Below are 19,010 nucleotides of genomic sequence, written 5' to 3'. Positions count from 1 at the left end.
TTAGATAACTATTATAAACTTAAGGTCACCATGTCATTTTCTAAATTTTTCTTATTTGCTCTTACAAGCCTTAGCGTTTTTGCTGAAAGTAAAAATGTTTTAATCATTACCGTAGATGACCTGAAACCCAATTTAGCTTGTTATGGCGATGAGTTTGCGGTGAGTCCAAATATTGATGCTCTTGCCGATAGTGGAACTCTGTTTAGAGCGAATTATTGCCAACAAGCTGTATGCGCGCCATCAAGAGTTTCTATGTTTACTGGTTTACGTCCCGACACAACGGGAATACTAGATTTGCATACACATATGCGAGACATTAATCCCAATATATTAACAATGCCTCAGTACTTTAAAGATAATGGTTATTTGAGTATCGGTTATGGTAAGTTAATCCACGGGGCTAAAGATGATGACAAGGAGCTTTCTTGGAGTGAATTAGGGGGCGATTTACCCTATAATAAAAACTTCCCCAAGCCTGTATTGGAAAAGTTTCAAAACCCTAAGGCACATGCTGTTTTTGCTAAATTGAACAAAACTCAAAAGCGTCTTAAATCTAGTTTGCTCATGAAAGAGATGAAAAACAAAGGTGCTTACTTAGTGTCGGAGGCCTACGATTTACCTGATGATGCCTACAGAGATGGAGCCGTGGCTAATGCGGGGATAAACCGTTTAAATGAATTGGCGGAATCAAAAGAGAAATTCTTTATGGTCCTGGGCTTTAATAAGCCTCACTTACCTTTTAATGCTCCCAAGAAATATTGGGATATGTATGATCCACAAAAGCTTTCTTTGGCGGAATACCAAGAACAAGATAAACAAAGACCAAAATATGCTTATCATACTTTTGGTGAGCTCGCGGCTTATGATGGCTACCTGATCGGTAAAGAAGTGGATCAAAAACGTCAACGTCATTTGATTCACGCTTATTATGCTTGTGTTAGCTATGTAGATGCTCAAGTAGGGCGTGTTATGGAAGAACTCAAGAAATCGGGTTTAGATAAAAATACGGTTGTCGTGCTTTGGGGTGATCATGGTTGGCATTTAGGTGATCATGGTTTGTGGTGTAAGCATTCAAACTTTGAGCAAGCCACTCGTGCGCCACTGATTATTTCAGCGCCAGGTTTTAATAAGGGACAAGTGAGTGATTCAGCTAGTGAGTTTATCGATATATTCCCCAGCCTTTGTCAGTTGACTGGCTTGGAAGTTCCCACACAATTAGAAGGTAAAGACCTGAGTCCTGTTTTAGAGGACCCAAAAGCTAAAGTTAAAGATATTGCTGTTAGTCAATACTTACGTTGGGCTAATCATGGTTACACAATGCGCTCAGGTCAATATAGACTGACATTATGGATGCCACGAGACTATTATAGCTTCATGAAGTTTGATGAAAATGATATTGCTGAAATTGAGCTTTATGATTACAAAAAAGATCCTAATGAAAAAACAAACTTTGCTAATAACCCTGAATACACCGAGATTTTAAGAGCATTGAAAAAACAGTTTGCTCTCTACTTTGCAGAACAATATGATGCAGAAAAAGCAAAAACGATGCCAGCTTTAATAAAAAAGCATAGTCGTAAAAATCACTAAACGTGAGCTGAAGCTTTCTCGAAAATTGCTTCGGCACAACGAATGCCATCTACTGCAGCTGAAGTAATTCCACCCGCATAGCCAGCGCCTTCGCCACAGGGGTAGAGGTTATTACAGGAAGGTGACTCTAGATTTTCTTTGTCGCGAGGTACGCGAATGGGAGAAGATGTGCGACTTTCTACAGCGTGAAGTAGGGCATTATTAGTTATAAAACCAGGAATCTTTCGTTCAAAGTTTTCGAGTGCTTTTATATAAGCCTCATTGAGTTCTTTGGGGTAGATATCGCGAAGGTTGGCCGCAATAATTCCTGATGGACATGAACTTTTCCCTACTTTCCCCACGCGTTCATTCATGAAATCTTCTGGAGTTTGTACTGGAACTTGAATAGTGGCACCAGCATCTTGTCCAACTTGGTAGGCTCTCTTTTCAATAGAGCTCTGGAATTCAAGAGCTTTTAGCGGGTCTGAACCGAGCCACTTATCTTTATCAATGGTGATCACCAAGCCTGAATTAGCAAAAGGTGAGCCGTGATTATAGTTCGACATACCATTGACGACCATGTGGCCTGCTTGTGCACTCGAAGCTAAGACGTAACCACCTGGGCACATGCAAAAGGAGTAGACCCCGAGGTTAGACTTTTTATCATGGCAGGAGATTTTGTAATTTGCCGTGGGCATATCCGGGTGATTATAGAATTTTCCATATTGAGCTTTGGCAATGAACTCTTGAGGATGTTCAATCCTAAAACCCATGGCAAAAGATTTTGATTCACAGAGAATATTAACGTTGATCAAACTTCTATAGATATCGTGAGCCGAGTGGCCACTAGCGAGAATCCAATGTTCTGAGTCAAATTTCTTGCCATTGTGACACGTTACCGAGTGCAGCTGAGAGTCGACGAGGTGAAATTCTTCGACACGAGTATCATACTCAATGGAACATCCCTTTTCTTGAAGGTATTCGGATAAACGAGAAATCACTTTACGGATTTGATTAGAACCCACGTGTGGGTTAGCTAAATAAAGAATTTCGTCTGGTGAACCAAAGTCGACGAAGCGCTGCATGACATAATCAATATGGGGTGATTTGATACGTGTAATGAGTTTGCCATCAGAAAAAGTACCTGCACCACCTTCACCAAAGCATACGTTTGAATCAGGATTTAACTGTCCTTTTTTCCAATGGCGCGATATATCTCGCATGCGTTCTAGAATGGGTTTACCACGCTCAAGAATTCGACAAGGCAAGCCACGCTCAACTAAGCGTAAAGCCGCAAAAAGGCCTGCAGGACCAGCACCAATAATAGTGGTCATCGGTTTCTTGTCAGCCGGAAAGCGGTCTAAAACAATTTTTTCAATTGGTGGAGGCATTTCAGAGGTGAAAGTCTCGACATTATAGATATACATAATCTTTTTCTTTTTACGTGCATCTAAAGATTTTTTTAGAATACGGTAAGATTTGTAAGTAGGGTCGAGCTTTTTTAAAGCGTTTTCTAAGGAGGCTCCAGGAGAAAGAGATATGTTATTAAATAGAGGCATGTAGAGATTCTTCTTTGTCAGAGTTGTGAAGGTTGACACCTTTATGGTAAGCTTCGATTAAATTTTGATAGCGCAAAACACTTATAACTTCATTGTCGTCGTTTACGACACAAAGCTCAAGGTGCCCATCATTTAAAAATTTGCCAAGTGCTTCGTATAAGGTCATGTTATTTTTTAACACTACCGACTTCTCCATGATATCTGCAACGATTAGCATGGAATAGGTGTCTTGATTAAACATTACCGTTCTAATTTTATCGAGGTTGGCAATGCCAATGAGTTTACCTTTACTTACTACGGGGAAGATGTGCTGTTCAGTACTACGAACGATTTGCGATAGTTGCCCAAGCATAGTAGTAGCTTCTACGGTTTCAATTTTTTGAGAGCTATCGACAGCTTCACTAACTTGAATTTCCTGGAGAATATTCACCGTCATATCACCTTTGTGTGCAGGAGATTCAAATTTATTGAGGACTTGAGGTTTGAAAATGGATATTTTGCTATTGAATAACATGCTAAAAGCCGAAGTTAAAAGTAGGGGTGCCAAAAGGTTATAGGTTCCAGTAATTTCACAGACCATGATAATCGAAGCAATAGGCGCATTCGCTACACCTGCAAAAAAAGCAGCCATGCCAACCATGACAAAAGCTGTAATAGAGGGAACCATGGGGTTATCTGGAAATTGCATGTGTAAAAAGGAACCTAAACAACCACCAGTCATAGCACCAATAAATAAACTGGGGCCAAAAATCCCAGCGGAGCCACCTGATCCGATAGTCAGTGAAGTGGCGACAATTTTGATAATGACTGCAAGTGCAATAAAACCTAGAGTTAAATTTCCATCCATAACCTCTTGAATAGCGCCCCAACCGTCACCTAAAGCATAAGGCATGATCAAGGCAAGAACACCAGTGAGCATGCCACCGATAACAGGTTTAATAAAGACAGGTATTTTGAGTTGAATAAAAAAGTCTTTAGTGAACTGATAAAATTTAACGTAAAAAGCACCTATAAGACTGCAAATGAGTGCGAGTAAAATATATGAGGGTATGTGGAGGAAGCCTTCAAAACTTTCGACCTCACCCAAGTTGAAAATGGTGTGACTACCAAAAGTCAGCATGAAGGTAGAGTATGAGGTAACACTCGCAATAACGCAGGGCATAATTGCTTCGGATTCGAAGTCTTCTTTGTAGAGTACTTCTACAGCAGTAATTGCGGCACCTAAGGGAGCTCGAAAAATGGCTCCTAAGCCACCAGCACAGCCAGAAAGAAAAAGAATTCGGCGTTCTTTAACAGATAAACCAAGCTTGTCTGAAAAGTAAGAACCAAAGCCTGCACCTACTTGGGCAATCGGTCCTTCTTTACCACCACTGCCACCACTCGCGAGTGTTATAATAGAGGCAAAACCTTTGGTTATCGCAGTAGAGATTTTCATTCTTGCACGTTTGTTATGGAAAGTATCGACTAGAGCTGAAGTACCATCATAAGATGCATCAGGTGCAAAACGTCTAACTAAATAAGCTGCAATACCACAGCCGATACCTGGTACTAAAATAATGAGAAGTGCCTGAGGTATATTTGAAAATATATTATCGTATACAGAGCTTTTTATGTGATGTAAGTTATCGTCACTAATGATATGGTCACCAGGGGGAGTGGCGAGTTGTACTCCAAGAACACCATCAAAAATTATAGCTTTTGTCCACTCGAGTACCAGGAAAAATAAGCTGGCAACTAAGCCAGTCATAACACCGACAGTAATTGCTAATAAAACTAACTTTAAAGGTCGGTTTTTTTTAAGTTTTAACTGTAATCTTTTTAGCTTCATTTAATGGCCGTAACTAGCGTGATTTTTTTGCAAGATAGAGCCGACTTAAATACTGTCCACAAACAAACGTAAAATTCATTCAAATTCAATCTATCTTGAATAGGGCTGAAGTGGAAAATAAGCTTAAGCAAGAGGGTCTAAAAATCGAAAAACTTTAGAGATAAGAGCAGGGAACTGATCCACCGTGAAAGAGCGTTTTGCCCCCTTGTAGAGTTCGGCACATTTACCGTGAATGAAGCAGGCTAATTTCGCTTGCAAGTAGTAATCAATATCTTTGCCAGCCCATAGTGACACAATGATACCTGCTAAAGCATCGCCACTACCAGCCGTTGCTAACGCCCAATTTCCACTAGTATTAAAAGAGAAATCTCCAGAGGAGTTGAAGACTTTACTCTGAGGTCCTTTGGAAATTAAGTGAACCTGCAGTGATTGAGCGATCGTTTTGGCGCTTACAGCTAAGTCATCTGTTGAGACATCCAAGGCAATAGCTAAGCGTTTGAGCTCTCCGGCGTGAGGTGTGATGATGGTGGGGGCATTTCGAGGGAAGAGAGATTTATTCTCTGCAATGAAGTCGATAGCTGTAGCATCGATAACTAATGCTTTCTCTGACTTAATCAATGCCTTAAAAAGCTTTTTGTTTTTATCATTATTTTCCAAGCCAGGGCCAATTAATATGGATTGTGATTTAGTGAAAAATGGAGAGTTTAAGATATCAGATTGATGGTTGAGATTAATGATACCTGGATTGTGCGAAGTTCGCAAAGATAGATTGGCTAACACCACCATGCCAGCACCACTAGAAGCGGCGCACTCCGAGGCAATAATTGCGGCACCGCCATATTTTTCGGATCCAGCAAAGATAAGGCATTGACCACGGGAGTATTTATGTGCATCAAAAGAGTAGTTTTGAAGAGCTTTTTTTGCGTCTTCCGCAAAATAAGCTTGAGCTTCTTCAGTCAAATCATCAATATATTCTAAAGGAAAATTAATATCTAAATTGTGTATGTTAGAAACATGTTCGGGGCCATCATTATAGAAATAAGAACTTTTGGGAAGACCAATGCTTAGTGTTAGGCTTGCCTTAATGGCTACGGTTGGAACCGAACCATCACTTAATAAACCCGAAGGAGCATCAATAGCTACGATGGGGAGTTTTGATTCATTTATATCAGACACTAAAGACTGGTAATAGTCCGTTAAAGGTCGATTTAAGCCCGTACCAAAAAGGCAGTCCACGAGTAAGTCGCCTTCCTTGATCAGCTCAAGGATATTTTTGTCAAAGTTAAAGGCACAAAGCTCTGTAACTGATTGACTCATGCTTTTTGCATCATCACTTAAACTTTCTTGAGCATGAGTGCAGATGATTTTTACTGTATGTGAATTCATTAAATGACGAGCAATTACAAACCCATCGCCACCATTATTGCCAGGACCGCAAATAATGATTATGCGTTTTCTATGCTTCGTGGGAAGCTCACCGTAGTAAGAGGCAATTTCTTCAGCGCATTTGGCGCCAGCCCGTTCCATAAGTTCTAAAGAGGAGCTTTTTCCAGTTTCAATCGTACGGGCATCTAGGGATCGCATACTCATGGAGCTAATGACTTTCATAAACTAACCTCGTTTTTTATTAATCTAAAGACCCAAAAGCTTAGATCAAGTAATTCCTTAGTAGAGAAAGGATTTTTCTTACTTTGTGCTAAATTAATAAAAAATTTAAAGCGATAGGAAATGAAAAGAAAAATTCACCTTGGAATGTCACCTTGTCCGAATGATACATTTATGTTTTATCATTTGTTGCATCACTCACAATTTTCTAAGAAATATCAATTAGAGCTTTCAATACTAGATATCCAAGAGCTCAATAAATTATTGAGTGAAGGCGAGGTCGATTTTTGTAAAGCGTCCTTTGGGATGATTCCCAAAGTTTTGGATAAGTACTTAGTTTTAAATTCTGGAGCTGCCTTAGGTCATGCTTGCGGGCCGATTTTAGTTTCTAAGTCTACTCAAATGGATAAGAAGACTTTATTAAAAAGCAAGATTTTAGTACCTGGATTTGATACGAGTGCCTACAGTTTGTTGAAGGCTTATTTAGGGGAAGAGTTTCAAGCCGAAGAATGTTTATTTTCGGATATTATGCCCGCACTTGAACGCGGCAATGCTGATGCGGGACTGATTATTCATGAAAGTCGATTTACCTATAAGGATTTTGGTCTTAACTGCCTAGTGGATTTAGGTGATTGGTGGGAGCAGGAATACTCACTTCCCATTCCTTTGGGAGCTATTAGTGCTAAACGTTCTCTAGGTAATGATATTATTCGAGAATTTAATTTAGCTTTAAAAGAATCTATTGAATGGGCCTTTTCTCAGACTTGGAAAGAGAATGAAGCATTTTTAAATTTCATTTGTGATCATGCCAAAGAAATTTCTCCCGAAGTTCTAGAATCACACATCAATTTATATGTGAATAATGAATCAGTAGAACTGAGTGAAAAAGCTTTAGGAGCGATAGAAAAAATGTTCGCATCACTTCTCAATCGTTCCATCTCCCGAAATGAGTTCTTATTGCCATGATTGCTTTGCTATTGGCTACTGAATTTGAACTTGGGAATAGAGTCTTTGAATGGGAAGACTTCGAGGGCGCAAAACTTAGTGTATTAAATGAGGGCTTATGCCTTCTTATTACAGGTGCGGGTTTAGCAGATACGGCATTAAGTTTGAGTCGCCTAGAAAAACTTAAGTCAAATTACGGAGTCAGTCAATTTATCAATATTGGTATAGCAGGCTGCTTAAATGAAGATCTTTGTGAAGAGGCCTATATACCGGGGAGCTTTAGTTTTAACACTTTTTCTCTAGGAGAATCGCCGACGAAAGGATTTGTCGAAAACTGTTATCCAAAAATCGATTTATACGAAGGCCCCCATTTAGCCACAAGTGCGGTGCCGGTTTGGGACCAAAGAACTAAGCAATACTTATCTGAATCAGGTGCCGATTTAGTGGATATGGAGGCTTATTTATTTGCGAAGTGGGCAAAAGAGAGTGATCAGGACTTCTATTTCCTTAAATTTATTTCTGATCGAGCCTCAAAAGAGAGTAAAGAAAAGTTTAAAACGGGGGCTTTTAAGGCAATAGAAAGAATTTCGGAAGGACTCTGTAGCTTAGAAGCTTTGATCTGTGAATCAAAAGAAGTAGATTTAGGCTTAATAAAAAAATGTTTTAGGATAAGTTCATGAAGGTTGTCATTGTAGGAGCAGGTGAGGTTGGTACGGGACTTGCTGAAACTCTTTGTCTTGAAAAGAATGCGGTTGTTGTTATTGACTTAGACGATGAGCTTTTAAAGAACCTGTCTAACAAATTCGATTTGATGACGATAAATGGTAACGGTGCTTCAGGAAAAGTTCTTTCAGATGGAGATATTAAAGATGCTAACTTGATGGTTGCAGTGACCGAATCAAATGAAGTTAATGTTCTTTCTTGTCACACGGCAAAAACACTTAATCCGTCGATTCGAACTATTTGTCGAGTTAATGATACAGAATATTTCAGTGAAGATGAAGATTTTGATCTTAAACATTTTGGTATCGACCACCTTGTCGTACCCCAAAAAGAGTGTGCCCAAACTATTTTAGATGTTTTGTCGGGTCCTAATTTAAAAGAAATCACGAAACTATCCGTTGATGGCGCGGTGATTTGCGGTTTTCATTTATCGCCAGGTTCAGCAATGGTGGGGACTCAACTTTTATCCTTCCCGCGTCCTGATTTATTAGATAAAATTCGTGTCTGTGCTATTTGGAGACGAGGAAAGTTGATTATCCCTAGAGGGAAAGAACGATTTAATAACTATGACGATGTTTATGTAGCAGGTGAAAAGGAAGCGGTTTTAGCCTTAGCTGAATGGTCTTGCTTGGACGAGAAAAACATCAATAATATCGTCATCGGTGGAGCTACCGAGTTGGGGACTTATTTAGTGGCGGCTCTTAATGAACAGGGTAAGAATGTCACCTTGGTTGAGAGCAATGAAAGTCTAGCTGAAAAAGCTCTGAAAAAACTTGAGAGCTCAGTCAACATATTACATGGCGATATTACTAATGGTGATATCCTCAAGGAAGCAGGGGTAGATGTGGCTGATTTATATCTATCAGCCATGAGTAATGATGAAAATAATATCTTGAGTTGCCTCTTATCTAAACGAAAGGGGGCGAAAAAAGTTATTACAATTATTAATAAACCCGATTACCGCGAAATAATTTCGAGTATGGATAATATTGATGGTTGCTTTAGTCCGAGAACAGCAGCTTTGAACTCAATCATTAATCTGATTCAAGGTGAGAATCGTCGGATCGGTGCGATTCTCCATAGGATTTCTGCGGAAGTCTTTGAGATGACCGTAGTGCCCAAAAGTCGTATCGTGGGAAAAACGATTAGTGAATCTGCATGCCCACGCGGTGCTGTTTTTGCTATGATTTTCCGTGGTAATGTCATTATTCCAGCTACAGGAAATCAAGTTTTCCAAGTAGGTGATTTAGTCGTTATGATGGGTGAACAACAGGCGCTTAAAAAATCGCAAGCTTTATTTGCGCCTAAAAGTATAGTGGGCTTATAAAAGCTTTATTTCATTCTTTGTTCTAGTTCTCTATACCATTTATAAGCCCCTGGGAAAGTCTTCTCTTTAGCATTTCTACTATCATCAAATTGATTGAGTAGTTCAGGGAAAATTCGAGCACTCTTATATTTTTGACGTTCGACTTCTTTAAACCAAGCATGGCGTTTTTTCTCGAGTTCATATTCAAAGCGTATGTCTTTTTTAGCCTTAAGAATATTCTTTTTATAATCACTTTTTTTGCCTTTTGTGAAATTGACTAAGGCATCCTGAATTTGTAACAATGAAGCTTTTAAGTAGAAGGGACTTTTATTATAAATGTGCGCGAACTTAAAAACTATGAGGGTTATGTAGTGCTTTTTATTGAGAGTCTTATAAGTATCTAATTCCTCTAATGGAAGTTGAACTAACTCATATTGGCCTAAATTATTTTTTCTTGACACAGTTAAATTAGATAACTCATCCAGCTTCTTTAATATTTTATCACTTCCGATGGGGTACATAGAATTAAAAACAATTTTTTGAACTTCATCTTGGAGCCATAAATTAAAGGCGATATTTTTTTTTCGAGCTAGTTCTCTTAGTGAATCATAAATAAAAGAATGATTGTATTGGTTTCTGGAAATGATTGTGAAAACCTGGTTTTTTAGTTGTTTGTTTCTAAAAATGATACGGCTCAATACTTTGGATTGTTCCATATATGCCATTTTAACTAAATACGGGGCCGTTTCAATTGCATCGATGTGCTCTAGAAATGTTAGTTTGTATTCTAAGTCTTTGGCGACTAAATAGCGTGTAAAAACATAACGGTTTTGTAGGTGTAAAAAGTCATTTTTTATATGTAGAGCATTATGAAGAATGGAAGCATTAATCCAGTCGGGAATTGATTCACTTTCAAAATGTGCTTTTAGGAGGCCTTTGTTTACCAGGAAGATTAGACTTATATAGTCTAACTTACGAATATCTGTATGGGTAAAGACAAGATGTTTTTTATGAGTCAAATTGAGAGGCTTTTCTTCGTAAAGAAAAAACCTTGTGAATTGCTCGTTCTTTTTTTTGCCGATTGTGTCGGTAATATTTTTTGAGCATAAATCTAGTATCTTAAGAAATTTTCTAGAGTAGGCATCATCTTTGTCCGCATAAAAAGAAAAGCCTGCGTCAGAATCCAGTCTGAACAGGCTTTTCTCATCGCAATATCCGCAAGTAATTACGGATATTGCCAGTAGAAGAAAAAACTTCATTAAATAAAAGTTAGTAACAATTATTTACGGTTGGTTTCTATGTATAAACCAATTGAATCTTTTCCTTCTTGAGTAGAAGTCCAATCACTAAAACCTTGTTCAGTAAGATCTGTGATTAAAATTTCCCAAGTGCTCTCGTCCCATTCTGAATTCTTTTTCAGCCATGTGTTGAGTTCTCTTTTTGGGAAACGAACTTTCCCTTTCACTTTTTTAAGTGCCATTTGTCTCTATCCTTTATGTTTGTGTGTAAAAATGGAAACTATTCTTCTGGGATGTCATCACCTTCGATGATAACTGCTGTGTCGCGAAAAATCGCTTGATAAAGTGTAACAATTGGATTTCCTGCTTCTTGGTGAGCCCATGGATTTCCATAGAGTTCCCAGCCGTCGTTCAGACATTCTGTGACTAGATTGTCAAAAGCTTCACCTTCAACATTAAATACAATTTTATAATCTTTTACTGTTACACGCATCTTTAAGCTCCCTATGATTTATAGATTGGTAAATTCAATTTATTATTTTTATGGTGCTATTCAAAACAAAGCAGAAGTTTTTCGTGTAATAAGTGTAGATTTTCTTTCTCACCCATTTATACTTGATTAAATATTGATTAAGTAAAGGTTTATATGCGTCGACTACTAAAGAGTCTCTTTGGAAAAAAAAATAATGAAGAAATCATTACTGATGATTTTTGTAGTTATTGTAATTCGACCTTACCTCAGAAAAGCAAGTTTAATATATTCAAATGTAGCTCCTGTAATACGTTGAACTTTAAGCCTTTTAATATAGATGAGATTTATTTAGAAGAGTTTATCTCCTACGGAGGTTCTGGTGCAGTATTCAGATCAGGTGACAAAGCTATAAAACTTGTAGATAAAAAAGATCTGACGGCACTTAAAGAGTTGAATAATGAGTATGAAGTTTACAGCTCTTTAAAAGAAATTGACAAACATTTACTTCCCTTGGAAGCCTTTTTTGAAAATGCTACATATGCGGGTTTGATTACTCCTTATGAAAAAGGTGGTACTTTAGCACAGTTCATTGAGAAAAATGGACCTATGGATTTTCGCGAAGGATTAGAGCTTATCCTACAAATTACTGATGCAGTTCAATGTTTATATAAAAATGGATTTTTATATCCTGATATAAAGCCTCAAAATATTTTGATTTCATCAAAAGGACAAATTCAACTTTGTGACTATGGGCACGTTTCCTCTTTAAGTTCAGATGTGGATGATAATGTCGATGTGTCAGGTACAGCTGATTTTATTTCTCCCGAAAGGCTAACGGGTGTTAAAGAAGATTGCCGAAGCTCTCTATACAGTATTGGGCTTCTCATTCATTATATTTTTACAGCAAGAAAGCTTTTTAATGCATCAAGTCTACAAGAGACTGCCGAGAAACATCTGAGTAATAATGCAGCAAACTTAATGCAAAAAGAACTGGCTCATTTGCCGAAGAGCTTCATTAAATTAGTTGAGCGCCTGACTGATTCAAATCAGAGCTTGAGGTTAGGCTCATTCCCAGAATTCAAAGGAATGATCCGTAAGCAACTCACTGTAACCCCACACTAGTTTATTTCTGCGGCCAAGGTAGGCCTTGACCAGTTTCAATAATTGATTTTAATTGTGAAATAGCTCCCGGCCAATGATTTCTCGCCACATCAAGGCGAGGGTCATCTGCTGTAAGATTATCGATTATGATACTCAATGAAGACATTTCATTGAGCGGATAGAATATGATTTTTACATCCATACTTTCGCCATCAACTTCGGCATAAGTTAGTTTGAGTTGTATAAGTTTGTTGGTTTCAATCTTATCATAACTAGCCTTCAATACGTGGATGCTATCTGTCCCCAAACTGAAGCCCGCTTTTTCTTGAAACGAAAAACTATGTAGAGGCGCAATCTGGAATTGACTAAATAAATGTGGATCCTTAAAAAACTGCCAAACTTTTTCTACTTTTGCAGAAATAAAACTTATATATTCAAATTGCATTAACACTGTTCCTTTATTTCTTATAACTTGTCGCATTATTCAGCTTTGACAAGAGAGTATTCTTGATTTTTATAATCAAAGGATTAGCCTAAAATATTGAGAAACGATAGGAACATATAATTTGAATAACGACCCGAATCTAGTTAGGATAACTAGTCAAATTCTTATAGTGGGAGTTTTAATCTTTTTAGCTTATGTAGGTGGGCGAATTTCGCGTCGCTTTGGTTTAGGTGAAATAATTGGGCAAATCTTAGGTGGCTTTGTAGGTGGGCCACTCTTTATGACCTATTCGAAAAAAATTGCGAATCAGTACCCACACGTAGAAGAGTTATTGAGATGGAGTTTTCCGCTGCGAGAAGTTCACGACTTTGCGATTAATAGTTTTGTTTTTTTTATGCCTATATACTTGGGAGTTATTTTATTCTCTATTACGGATGAGACCCATTTGGATCGAATTAAGGAGAATTGGCGCTTTTCAAGCTTTAACTTCCTTGCCCAATCAGCCTTAGCCTTTGGCTTGGTATCATGTGCGCTCTATTTTTTAACTGATTTAGGCTGGCCCATTAGCTGTATCGCGGGTTGTTTGGCTGTAGGTACATCGCCGTGTGCGGCATTCATTTCTATGTCTAGAAGGCAAGTAGAAGGTAAGTTTAAGACAGTTTGGTCGCAAACTATGGTGTTAGAAGCCATGGCAGAAATTTTTATAGTTTTCTTAATGGTCAGCTTTTTCGTTGATGGTGGGCAAGCGTGGGATTTACGTTTTATTGGGAAATCTTTTATCATCATTGCTGTTATCAGTATAGTCGGTTTTTGGCTTATTCGTACAGCAGCAAGTAACTCGTTTAGCTCAGATGAGATTAAGGGTGTTGTCAATGATAGTAAATTAAAGAACCTATTATCTTCAGATACAATCCCAACTGTTAATATAGTTTTTGTCATTTGGTCGGTGATCGCTGTTATCGTGGGAATATCTTTGGGCTTAAAAGTTCCTTTTATGCTTCCAGTGATATTTGCAGGTGTTATTACAGCGAATGTACATAATCAATACATTTTTGATTCCTTAAGAATCCAGGATTTAATGGGCTTCTTCCACTTGATATTCTTCGCATTATTAGGTGTGCATTTGGATGTTGATACACTCTTGAGCAAAGAGACTTTTAACATTGCGCTTATTTATTTTGTCATGCGTCTGATAGGTAAATTAAGTGGTGGTTACCTATCATGTAGCATATTTGCGACTCGCCCCGAAGCAAAAAAATATTTGCCCCTCTTATTTGTCCCGAATATGGGTGCGACAGGAGTCGCATTTATTGTTTTACACCAACATAATAACCCCTTATTAGACACCTTCATTAATAGTTTAGTTCCTGCATTCATCCTCTCTGAGATAGTAGGGGCGCCACTAATTAACTGGAGTGTCAAGAGGTGGAAGCAAATTTTGATTGATGATAAACAGAGCCAAGCACAACTCGAAAATTCTAATAAGTCTTCTGATATTGAAAAAATCCCGCTAGAAAGTTTGTTTCATGACCGAGTTCTTCTCAATGTTGAACTACGAACAAAAGAAGATGCGATCAAAATGCTTTGTTCAGAATTAATGAGAAATGGCGATATAACAGATTTACAGGCAACTATTTCATTGGTTTTAGAGCGAGAAAAGTTAAGTAGTACTGGGATAGGTGATGAATTAGCTATCCCGCATTGTCGCTCAGCTGACGTCGACTACCCAATGGCCGTGTTCGCCTATGTGCGAGAGGGCGAAAGCATTGATTGGGATAGTATTGATGGTGCAGGTGTTCGATATATAATACTTTTGGTAAGTCCCTTGAATGAACCGCAGATGCATATTGAAGCCATGAAAAACATTACTAAGTGTTTGATGAAAGAGGGTTTTATAGAGGGCTTACATACTGCTGCAAAAAGAAAGAGTACACGAGAATGGCTAAAAAATCAGTAGCACAGATTGGAACTGTCTTAGTTTTATTGCTTGTCGCTTCATGCTCGTCCATAGAGCGAGAGCAATACAAGAATTTAAAGTCAACTGAGCTCTTGATGATGGAGATTATTCCAAAATTACAAGATAACTCAGCCATGATAAATGATGCTAATGGACAGAGAACGGCAATATTAATCCCTGGAGGTTTACTTTTAACGGCCTCTTTAGAAGGAGATCTTAATAGTCAATTACTTCCGGTCGATTTTTCACATTCGCCACAATTACAAGGTGGTATTGTTGGTCATAATGAATCGATGTCTGTAATTCGTTTGCTTTCTAATATGACTTACACAAATGCCAAGGGCTTAAGCTTTTCAGGAACAAATGAATTGTCAGGGACGGGCTTGTTTATATCATTTTCGGATCCAAATGCGCCTCGACCAGCCATTAGATTGGTGCGAGATTTATCTAATCCTCTAGACGCCTTTCAATTTGATGATCTAGATAATGGGGGTGCATTTGTTAACATGAAGGGTGAACTTTGTGGTCTTTATTCTCATCAAACTAAAAAGTTTATTGGCCCTAAAGATTTCAGGCGTATGTGGCTTAATGTTTTAAAATCGAATTAAAGCATCTAAATACTACTTTTTACTTTATAATTTTATTCTCTATAATCAGCAAATGAGCTCTAACTTGAGATTGGAATTTTTACTTTAAGTGATAAATAAGCAATTATATAAAAACTACATAGAGAATTAAGTAAAATGAAAGAAACTAAACATCTTTTTGTTACTGGTGGTGTTGTCTCATCTTTAGGTAAAGGGATCACTGCAGCATCAATAGCATTATTGTTGAAACGCCGTGGCTACTCAGTAAAAATGCAAAAACTCGATCCATATTTAAATGTTGACCCAGGAACGATGTCACCTTATCAACACGGAGAAGTTTATGTTACAGAAGATGGTGCAGAAACAGATTTAGACTTAGGTCATTATGAAAGGTATTCAGGTACGGCTTGTTGTGAGCATTCAAACTACACAGCAGGTAAAATTTACAAAACTGTTTTAGAGCGTGAACGTCGTGGTGAATACTTAGGTAGAACTGTACAGGTTATCCCACACATAACTAATGAAATTACACGCGCCATATCGGCAATGGATACCGAAGATGTAGATATTGTGATTACAGAAATTGGTGGAACAGTAGGTGATATTGAATCACTTCCTTTCATGGAAGCTATTCGTCAATATAGACATAAAATCGGACCTAAAAATGGTTTATTTATCCACTTGACCTTAGTTCCTTACATAGCTGCTGCAGGAGAATTAAAAACGAAGCCTTCTCAACAGTCGGTAAGTGTTTTGCGTGAAATTGGTATTATGCCTGATTTCTTAGTTTGTCGCTCAGAAAGACCTTTAGAGCCAGAGCATATCGACAAGCTTTCACTATTTTGTAATGTTGAACGCGATAAAGTTATTCAAGAAGTTGATGTAGCTAATACAATTTATGAAGTTCCTTTAGAACTTATTGATCAGGATGTAGATGTGAAGATTCTACAGTCATTAGATTTAGAAGTTAATGACCTCAAAATTGATGATTGGCGTAAAATGGTTGAAACCTATATTAGCCCTCAAAATGGTACAGTTGAATTAGCCGTTGTTGGTAAGTATGTATCTTTAGCAGATGCTTACAAAAGTATTAACGAAGCACTTATTCACGCCGGAATTGCTCATTCCGCAAAAGTTAAACTTCGCCATATTGAAGCTGAAAAAATCAATAGTGACAATGTCGAGGAACTCTTAGATGGAGTTTCTGGCCTTATGGTTCCAGGTGGATTTGGTCACCGTGGAGTTCAAGGTAAGATTGACGCGATCAATCACGCAAGAACTAATAATATTCCATTTTTCGGTATTTGTTTAGGTATGCAATTGTCAGTAGTTGAGACTGCTCGCCACGTAGCAGGACTTACTGGTGCAAATTCAAGTGAATTCGATGAGAGTTCACCAGCGCCTGTTATTGATTTGATGCTCGATCAAAAATCAGTTACGGAAATGGGAGGAACTATGAGACTTGGTTCTTATCCCTGTGTACTCAAAGAAGGTACTAAAGCACATGCAGCCTATGACAGTAGTCGAATTGATGAACGCCATAGACACCGCTATGAGTTCAATAACAAATTTAAGGAAGAGCTAGAAGCAGCGGGTTTAATTATTTCGGGTACTTCACCTGATGGTTCTTTAGTTGAGATTGTAGAAAGAGAAGATCACCCGTGGTTTGTGGCGTGCCAATTCCACCCAGAATTTAAATCTACACCTCTTGATGCACACCCATTATTCAGTGGTTTTGTAAAAGCATCTTTAGACTATAGAAAATAATCTTAGATTGATTTCTGATAAGCCGGGTTTTTACCCGGTTTTTTTTTTTGGAAATAATTTAGGCTAAGTTTGATTTCTGTAGTGGCTTAATAATATATTGACCTAATCAAGGAGTTTTTATGAAGCCACTCAAACTAATTTACATCTTACTATTCCTCTCTTTAAGCGTATCGGCTGATTGTGAATTATTTGATGCCTATGAAAAGTTTGTAAAACCAAGTACAGAACAATTTACACGGCGTATTCACTATGAATTTAAAGCTAATGATAGTGAAGATGATACAGCAGGGACCCTAAGTTATATATCCAAAGGAGAATCTCGTTTTTCTCTAAGTTTTTCAGTAGGTTTACTTAAACTTCACCTTACGCGTGACCAAGATCGCATTCAGCTCTATACACCACATAACAAAACACTTTTTATGAGTTCTTGTGGAGAAAATGCTTTTTCTCTTAAGTCATTAATGTCCTGTCTTCATAGTATGGATGAAAGCTTAGGTCAAGATATTAGTAGTCTTTGCTCATTAGAAGAATTACAAAATAAAAAAGACTTTGTGATTCAAAAAAATGAGTCAATTTATTACTTATATTTAGATGGATACATGCTAGCTGAAATTACGCTTAAAAAATCGCATTTAGACGAAGCCAAAATATTTTTTAAAACAGGTGTAATGAATTTAGAATTTGAAAGCTCAAACTATGGAAGTTTGATCTACAGAAATTCACGGGCTAAAAAAATTGTACGACCAAAAAGTGTTGATATGGATCGAAGTTTGACGCGATCTTTAGCACGCTATCTACAAATCCGTCATTATGAAATTTTTAAGCCTGAAAAAAAAGAGAAATACCTCAAAGGTAAATACGGTAAGCTAAAACGCTTGCACGGGATGAATTATGTATACTTAAAAGGTTCCGCATATGAAATTGGTTGGCAGCATGGCAAGTTTTTAGCTGAAGAAAGTCGGAGAGTCGTCGATAGTACACTTTATTTAATGGGCATGGTATATAGCATAAAAACAGGCGATTGGTTTATGGATAGGATCCGTGAAGCACAGGCCAGCCTAGATAAGCATACTCCACAAGAATATATAGAGGAATTAAAGGGCTTAGCGGAAGGTTCTCAAATCCCTATAGAAGAGATTCATTTAGCCAATTATTTTCCTGCTTTATTTCATTGTTCTGGGTTTACAGTAAAAGACGATAAAACCCTCAATGGCATCATGTATCATGGGCGAGTGCTTGACTACATGTGTCGGATAGGCTTACAGTATGATAATGCTATTTTTACTGTAGAAAAAATTGGGGCAATACCCTTTGTAAATATAGGTTTTGCTGGCTTTATAGGCTCAGTGAGTGGAATGAATCAGGAGAAAATATCTTTAGGAGAAATGGGAGGTAGAGGTGAAGGTCTTTGGGATGGTGTTCCCATGCCAATTTTAATGCGCATGACTTTAGAGAGAGCGAGTAATTTAAACGAAGCTAAAGAAATTTTTTCAAGTAATCCACGTACTTGTGAGTACTACTATATATTTGCTGACGGCAATGATAGGAGCTCGACTGCAGTTTATGCGAAACCTGAATCTATTGAGTTTTTAGATCCAGGTAAAAATCATAAAAAACTACCTCATAAAGTTCCATCTTGTTTGATGATTGCTTCTGGATCGCGTTATGAGTCTTTGCATAATAGCGTCAAAAAATCTTCTTTAATAGATGAAGAAAAAGCTATTGATTTAATGAATGCACCAACGGCAAGTATGGATAATAATCTTCATTCTGTCTTGTTCATACCAGAAAATTTAAAACTGTGGTTCTCATATGCAGGTGTTTATAACGGAGCTTATGATGAAGAGTTTGTTGACTTACATTTATCGGATTTACTCAAAGAAGAATTCTATAAAAAGCCTCAATAAA

16 protein-coding genes are annotated in these 19,010 nt (G+C 37.7%); 9 read left to right on the top strand and 7 right to left on the bottom strand.

Annotated elements, in window-relative coordinates; genetic code table 11:
- The first annotated feature begins 30 nt into the window (after positions 1-30).
- Positions 31-1,590 (top strand): sulfatase, encoded by a 1,560-nt coding sequence (locus tag PQO01_RS08510; protein WP_274313596.1) that lies wholly within the window; start codon positions 31-33, stop codon positions 1,588-1,590.
- On the opposite strand, the gene PQO01_RS08505 is transcribed toward PQO01_RS08510, so the two are convergent.
- The 3 genes from PQO01_RS08505 to PQO01_RS08495 form a co-directional block, all read right to left on the bottom strand.
- Positions 1,587-3,128 (bottom strand): NAD(P)/FAD-dependent oxidoreductase, encoded by a 1,542-nt coding sequence (locus PQO01_RS08505; protein WP_274313595.1) that lies wholly within the window; start codon positions 3,126-3,128, stop codon positions 1,587-1,589. The genes PQO01_RS08510 and PQO01_RS08505 overlap by 4 nt on opposite strands.
- Positions 3,115-4,956, bottom strand: a complete 1,842-nt coding sequence (locus tag PQO01_RS08500) for a chloride channel protein (protein ID WP_274313594.1) — start codon at positions 4,954-4,956, stop codon at positions 3,115-3,117. The genes PQO01_RS08505 and PQO01_RS08500 overlap by 14 nt, the downstream gene beginning before the upstream one ends.
- A gap of 123 nt (positions 4,957-5,079) precedes the next feature.
- Positions 5,080-6,564, bottom strand: a complete 1,485-nt coding sequence (locus tag PQO01_RS08495) for an NAD(P)H-hydrate dehydratase (protein WP_274313593.1) — start codon at positions 6,562-6,564, stop codon at positions 5,080-5,082.
- A 120-nt stretch (positions 6,565-6,684) separates the two neighbouring features.
- On the opposite strand from PQO01_RS08495, the gene PQO01_RS08490 reads away from it, so the two are divergent.
- From PQO01_RS08490 to trkA, 3 genes are read left to right on the top strand one after another with little or no spacing between them, the layout of a single operon-like run.
- Positions 6,685-7,527 carry a 1,4-dihydroxy-6-naphtoate synthase gene (locus tag PQO01_RS08490; RefSeq protein WP_274313592.1) on the top strand — a complete coding sequence of 281 codons (843 nt, stop codon included), beginning with the start codon at positions 6,685-6,687 and terminating at the stop codon, positions 7,525-7,527.
- On the top strand, positions 7,524-8,186 hold the full coding sequence (locus tag PQO01_RS08485; RefSeq protein ID WP_274313591.1) for a nucleoside phosphorylase-I family protein: 663 nt from the start codon (positions 7,524-7,526) through the stop codon (positions 8,184-8,186). The genes PQO01_RS08490 and PQO01_RS08485 overlap by 4 nt, the downstream gene beginning before the upstream one ends.
- Positions 8,183-9,556, top strand: coding sequence for a Trk system potassium transporter TrkA (gene trkA, locus PQO01_RS08480; RefSeq protein WP_274313590.1), 1,374 nt, complete (start codon positions 8,183-8,185; stop codon positions 9,554-9,556). Before PQO01_RS08485 ends, trkA begins: the two co-directional genes overlap by 4 nt.
- A 5-nt stretch (positions 9,557-9,561) precedes the next feature.
- On the opposite strand, the gene PQO01_RS08475 is transcribed toward trkA, so the two are convergent.
- From PQO01_RS08475 to PQO01_RS08465, 3 genes are read right to left on the bottom strand one after another with little or no spacing between them, the layout of a single operon-like run.
- Entirely contained in the window at positions 9,562-10,794 is a 1,233-nt protein-coding gene (locus PQO01_RS08475) for a hypothetical protein (protein WP_274313589.1), read from the bottom strand.
- Between the two features lie 20 nt (positions 10,795-10,814).
- Positions 10,815-11,015: a hypothetical protein gene (locus PQO01_RS08470; RefSeq protein ID WP_274313588.1), complete on the bottom strand. Its 201-nt coding sequence runs from the start codon at positions 11,013-11,015 to the stop codon at positions 10,815-10,817.
- A gap of 38 nt (positions 11,016-11,053) precedes the next feature.
- Entirely contained in the window at positions 11,054-11,266 is a 213-nt protein-coding gene (locus PQO01_RS08465; RefSeq protein ID WP_274313587.1) for a DUF1737 domain-containing protein, read from the bottom strand.
- A 153-nt stretch (positions 11,267-11,419) separates the two neighbouring features.
- Here PQO01_RS08465 and PQO01_RS08460 point away from each other — a divergent pair, with 153 nt between their 5' ends.
- On the top strand, positions 11,420-12,367 hold the full coding sequence (locus tag PQO01_RS08460) for a protein kinase domain-containing protein (RefSeq protein ID WP_274313586.1): 948 nt from the start codon (positions 11,420-11,422) through the stop codon (positions 12,365-12,367).
- 1 nt (position 12,368) lies between these two features.
- On the opposite strand, the gene PQO01_RS08455 is transcribed toward PQO01_RS08460, so the two are convergent.
- Positions 12,369-12,791 carry an SRPBCC family protein gene (locus PQO01_RS08455; RefSeq protein WP_274313585.1) on the bottom strand — a complete coding sequence of 141 codons (423 nt, stop codon included), beginning with the start codon at positions 12,789-12,791 and terminating at the stop codon, positions 12,369-12,371.
- A gap of 121 nt (positions 12,792-12,912) precedes the next feature.
- Between PQO01_RS08455 and PQO01_RS08450 the strand changes: the two genes are divergently transcribed.
- The 4 genes from PQO01_RS08450 to PQO01_RS08435 all read left to right on the top strand — a co-directional run bounded on the left by PQO01_RS08450 (position 12,913) and on the right by PQO01_RS08435 (position 19,009).
- Complete coding sequence (locus PQO01_RS08450) at positions 12,913-14,748, top strand: PTS sugar transporter subunit IIA (protein WP_274313584.1); 1,836 nt, start codon at positions 12,913-12,915, stop codon at positions 14,746-14,748.
- Complete coding sequence (locus tag PQO01_RS08445; protein WP_274313583.1) at positions 14,730-15,356, top strand: hypothetical protein; 627 nt, start codon at positions 14,730-14,732, stop codon at positions 15,354-15,356. Before PQO01_RS08450 ends, PQO01_RS08445 begins: the two co-directional genes overlap by 19 nt.
- Before the next feature lie 135 nt (positions 15,357-15,491).
- Entirely contained in the window at positions 15,492-17,102 is a 1,611-nt protein-coding gene (locus tag PQO01_RS08440; protein ID WP_274313582.1) for a CTP synthase, read from the top strand.
- Positions 17,103-17,221: 119 nt separating this feature from the next.
- Positions 17,222-19,009, top strand: a complete 1,788-nt coding sequence (locus PQO01_RS08435) for a C45 family autoproteolytic acyltransferase/hydrolase (protein ID WP_274313581.1) — start codon at positions 17,222-17,224, stop codon at positions 19,007-19,009.
- Position 19,010 lies beyond the last annotated feature (1 nt).

The organism is Lentisphaera marina, assembly GCF_028745505.1.
Classification (GTDB): domain Bacteria; phylum Verrucomicrobiota; class Lentisphaeria; order Lentisphaerales; family Lentisphaeraceae; genus Lentisphaera; species Lentisphaera marina.
The sequence above is the reverse complement of the archived record's forward strand: the minus strand, read 5'-3'. Positions and strand labels throughout refer to the sequence as shown.

Excerpts from the sequence above, each read along its gene's own strand:
- PQO01_RS08435 (WP_274313581.1), top strand. The coding sequence starts at position 17,222 with ATGAAGCCACTCAAACTAATTTACATCTTACTATTCCTCTCTTTAAGC.
- PQO01_RS08510 (WP_274313596.1), top strand. The coding sequence starts at position 31 with ATGTCATTTTCTAAATTTTTCTTATTTGCTCTTACAAGCCTTAGCGTT.
- PQO01_RS08455 (WP_274313585.1), bottom strand. The coding sequence starts at position 12,791 with ATGCAATTTGAATATATAAGTTTTATTTCTGCAAAAGTAGAAAAAGTT.
- PQO01_RS08490 (WP_274313592.1), top strand. The coding sequence starts at position 6,685 with ATGAAAAGAAAAATTCACCTTGGAATGTCACCTTGTCCGAATGATACA.
- trkA (WP_274313590.1), top strand. The coding sequence starts at position 8,183 with ATGAAGGTTGTCATTGTAGGAGCAGGTGAGGTTGGTACGGGACTTGCT.
- PQO01_RS08465 (WP_274313587.1), bottom strand. The coding sequence starts at position 11,266 with ATGCGTGTAACAGTAAAAGATTATAAAATTGTATTTAATGTTGAAGGT.
- PQO01_RS08500 (WP_274313594.1), bottom strand. The coding sequence starts at position 4,956 with ATGAAGCTAAAAAGATTACAGTTAAAACTTAAAAAAAACCGACCTTTA.
- PQO01_RS08460 (WP_274313586.1), top strand. The coding sequence starts at position 11,420 with ATGCGTCGACTACTAAAGAGTCTCTTTGGAAAAAAAAATAATGAAGAA.
- PQO01_RS08475 (WP_274313589.1), bottom strand. The coding sequence starts at position 10,794 with ATGAAGTTTTTTCTTCTACTGGCAATATCCGTAATTACTTGCGGATAT.
- PQO01_RS08505 (WP_274313595.1), bottom strand. The coding sequence starts at position 3,128 with ATGCCTCTATTTAATAACATATCTCTTTCTCCTGGAGCCTCCTTAGAA.
- PQO01_RS08485 (WP_274313591.1), top strand. The coding sequence starts at position 7,524 with ATGATTGCTTTGCTATTGGCTACTGAATTTGAACTTGGGAATAGAGTC.
- PQO01_RS08440 (WP_274313582.1), top strand. The coding sequence starts at position 15,492 with ATGAAAGAAACTAAACATCTTTTTGTTACTGGTGGTGTTGTCTCATCT.
- PQO01_RS08470 (WP_274313588.1), bottom strand. The coding sequence starts at position 11,015 with ATGGCACTTAAAAAAGTGAAAGGGAAAGTTCGTTTCCCAAAAAGAGAA.
- PQO01_RS08495 (WP_274313593.1), bottom strand. The coding sequence starts at position 6,564 with ATGAAAGTCATTAGCTCCATGAGTATGCGATCCCTAGATGCCCGTACG.
- PQO01_RS08445 (WP_274313583.1), top strand. The coding sequence starts at position 14,730 with ATGGCTAAAAAATCAGTAGCACAGATTGGAACTGTCTTAGTTTTATTG.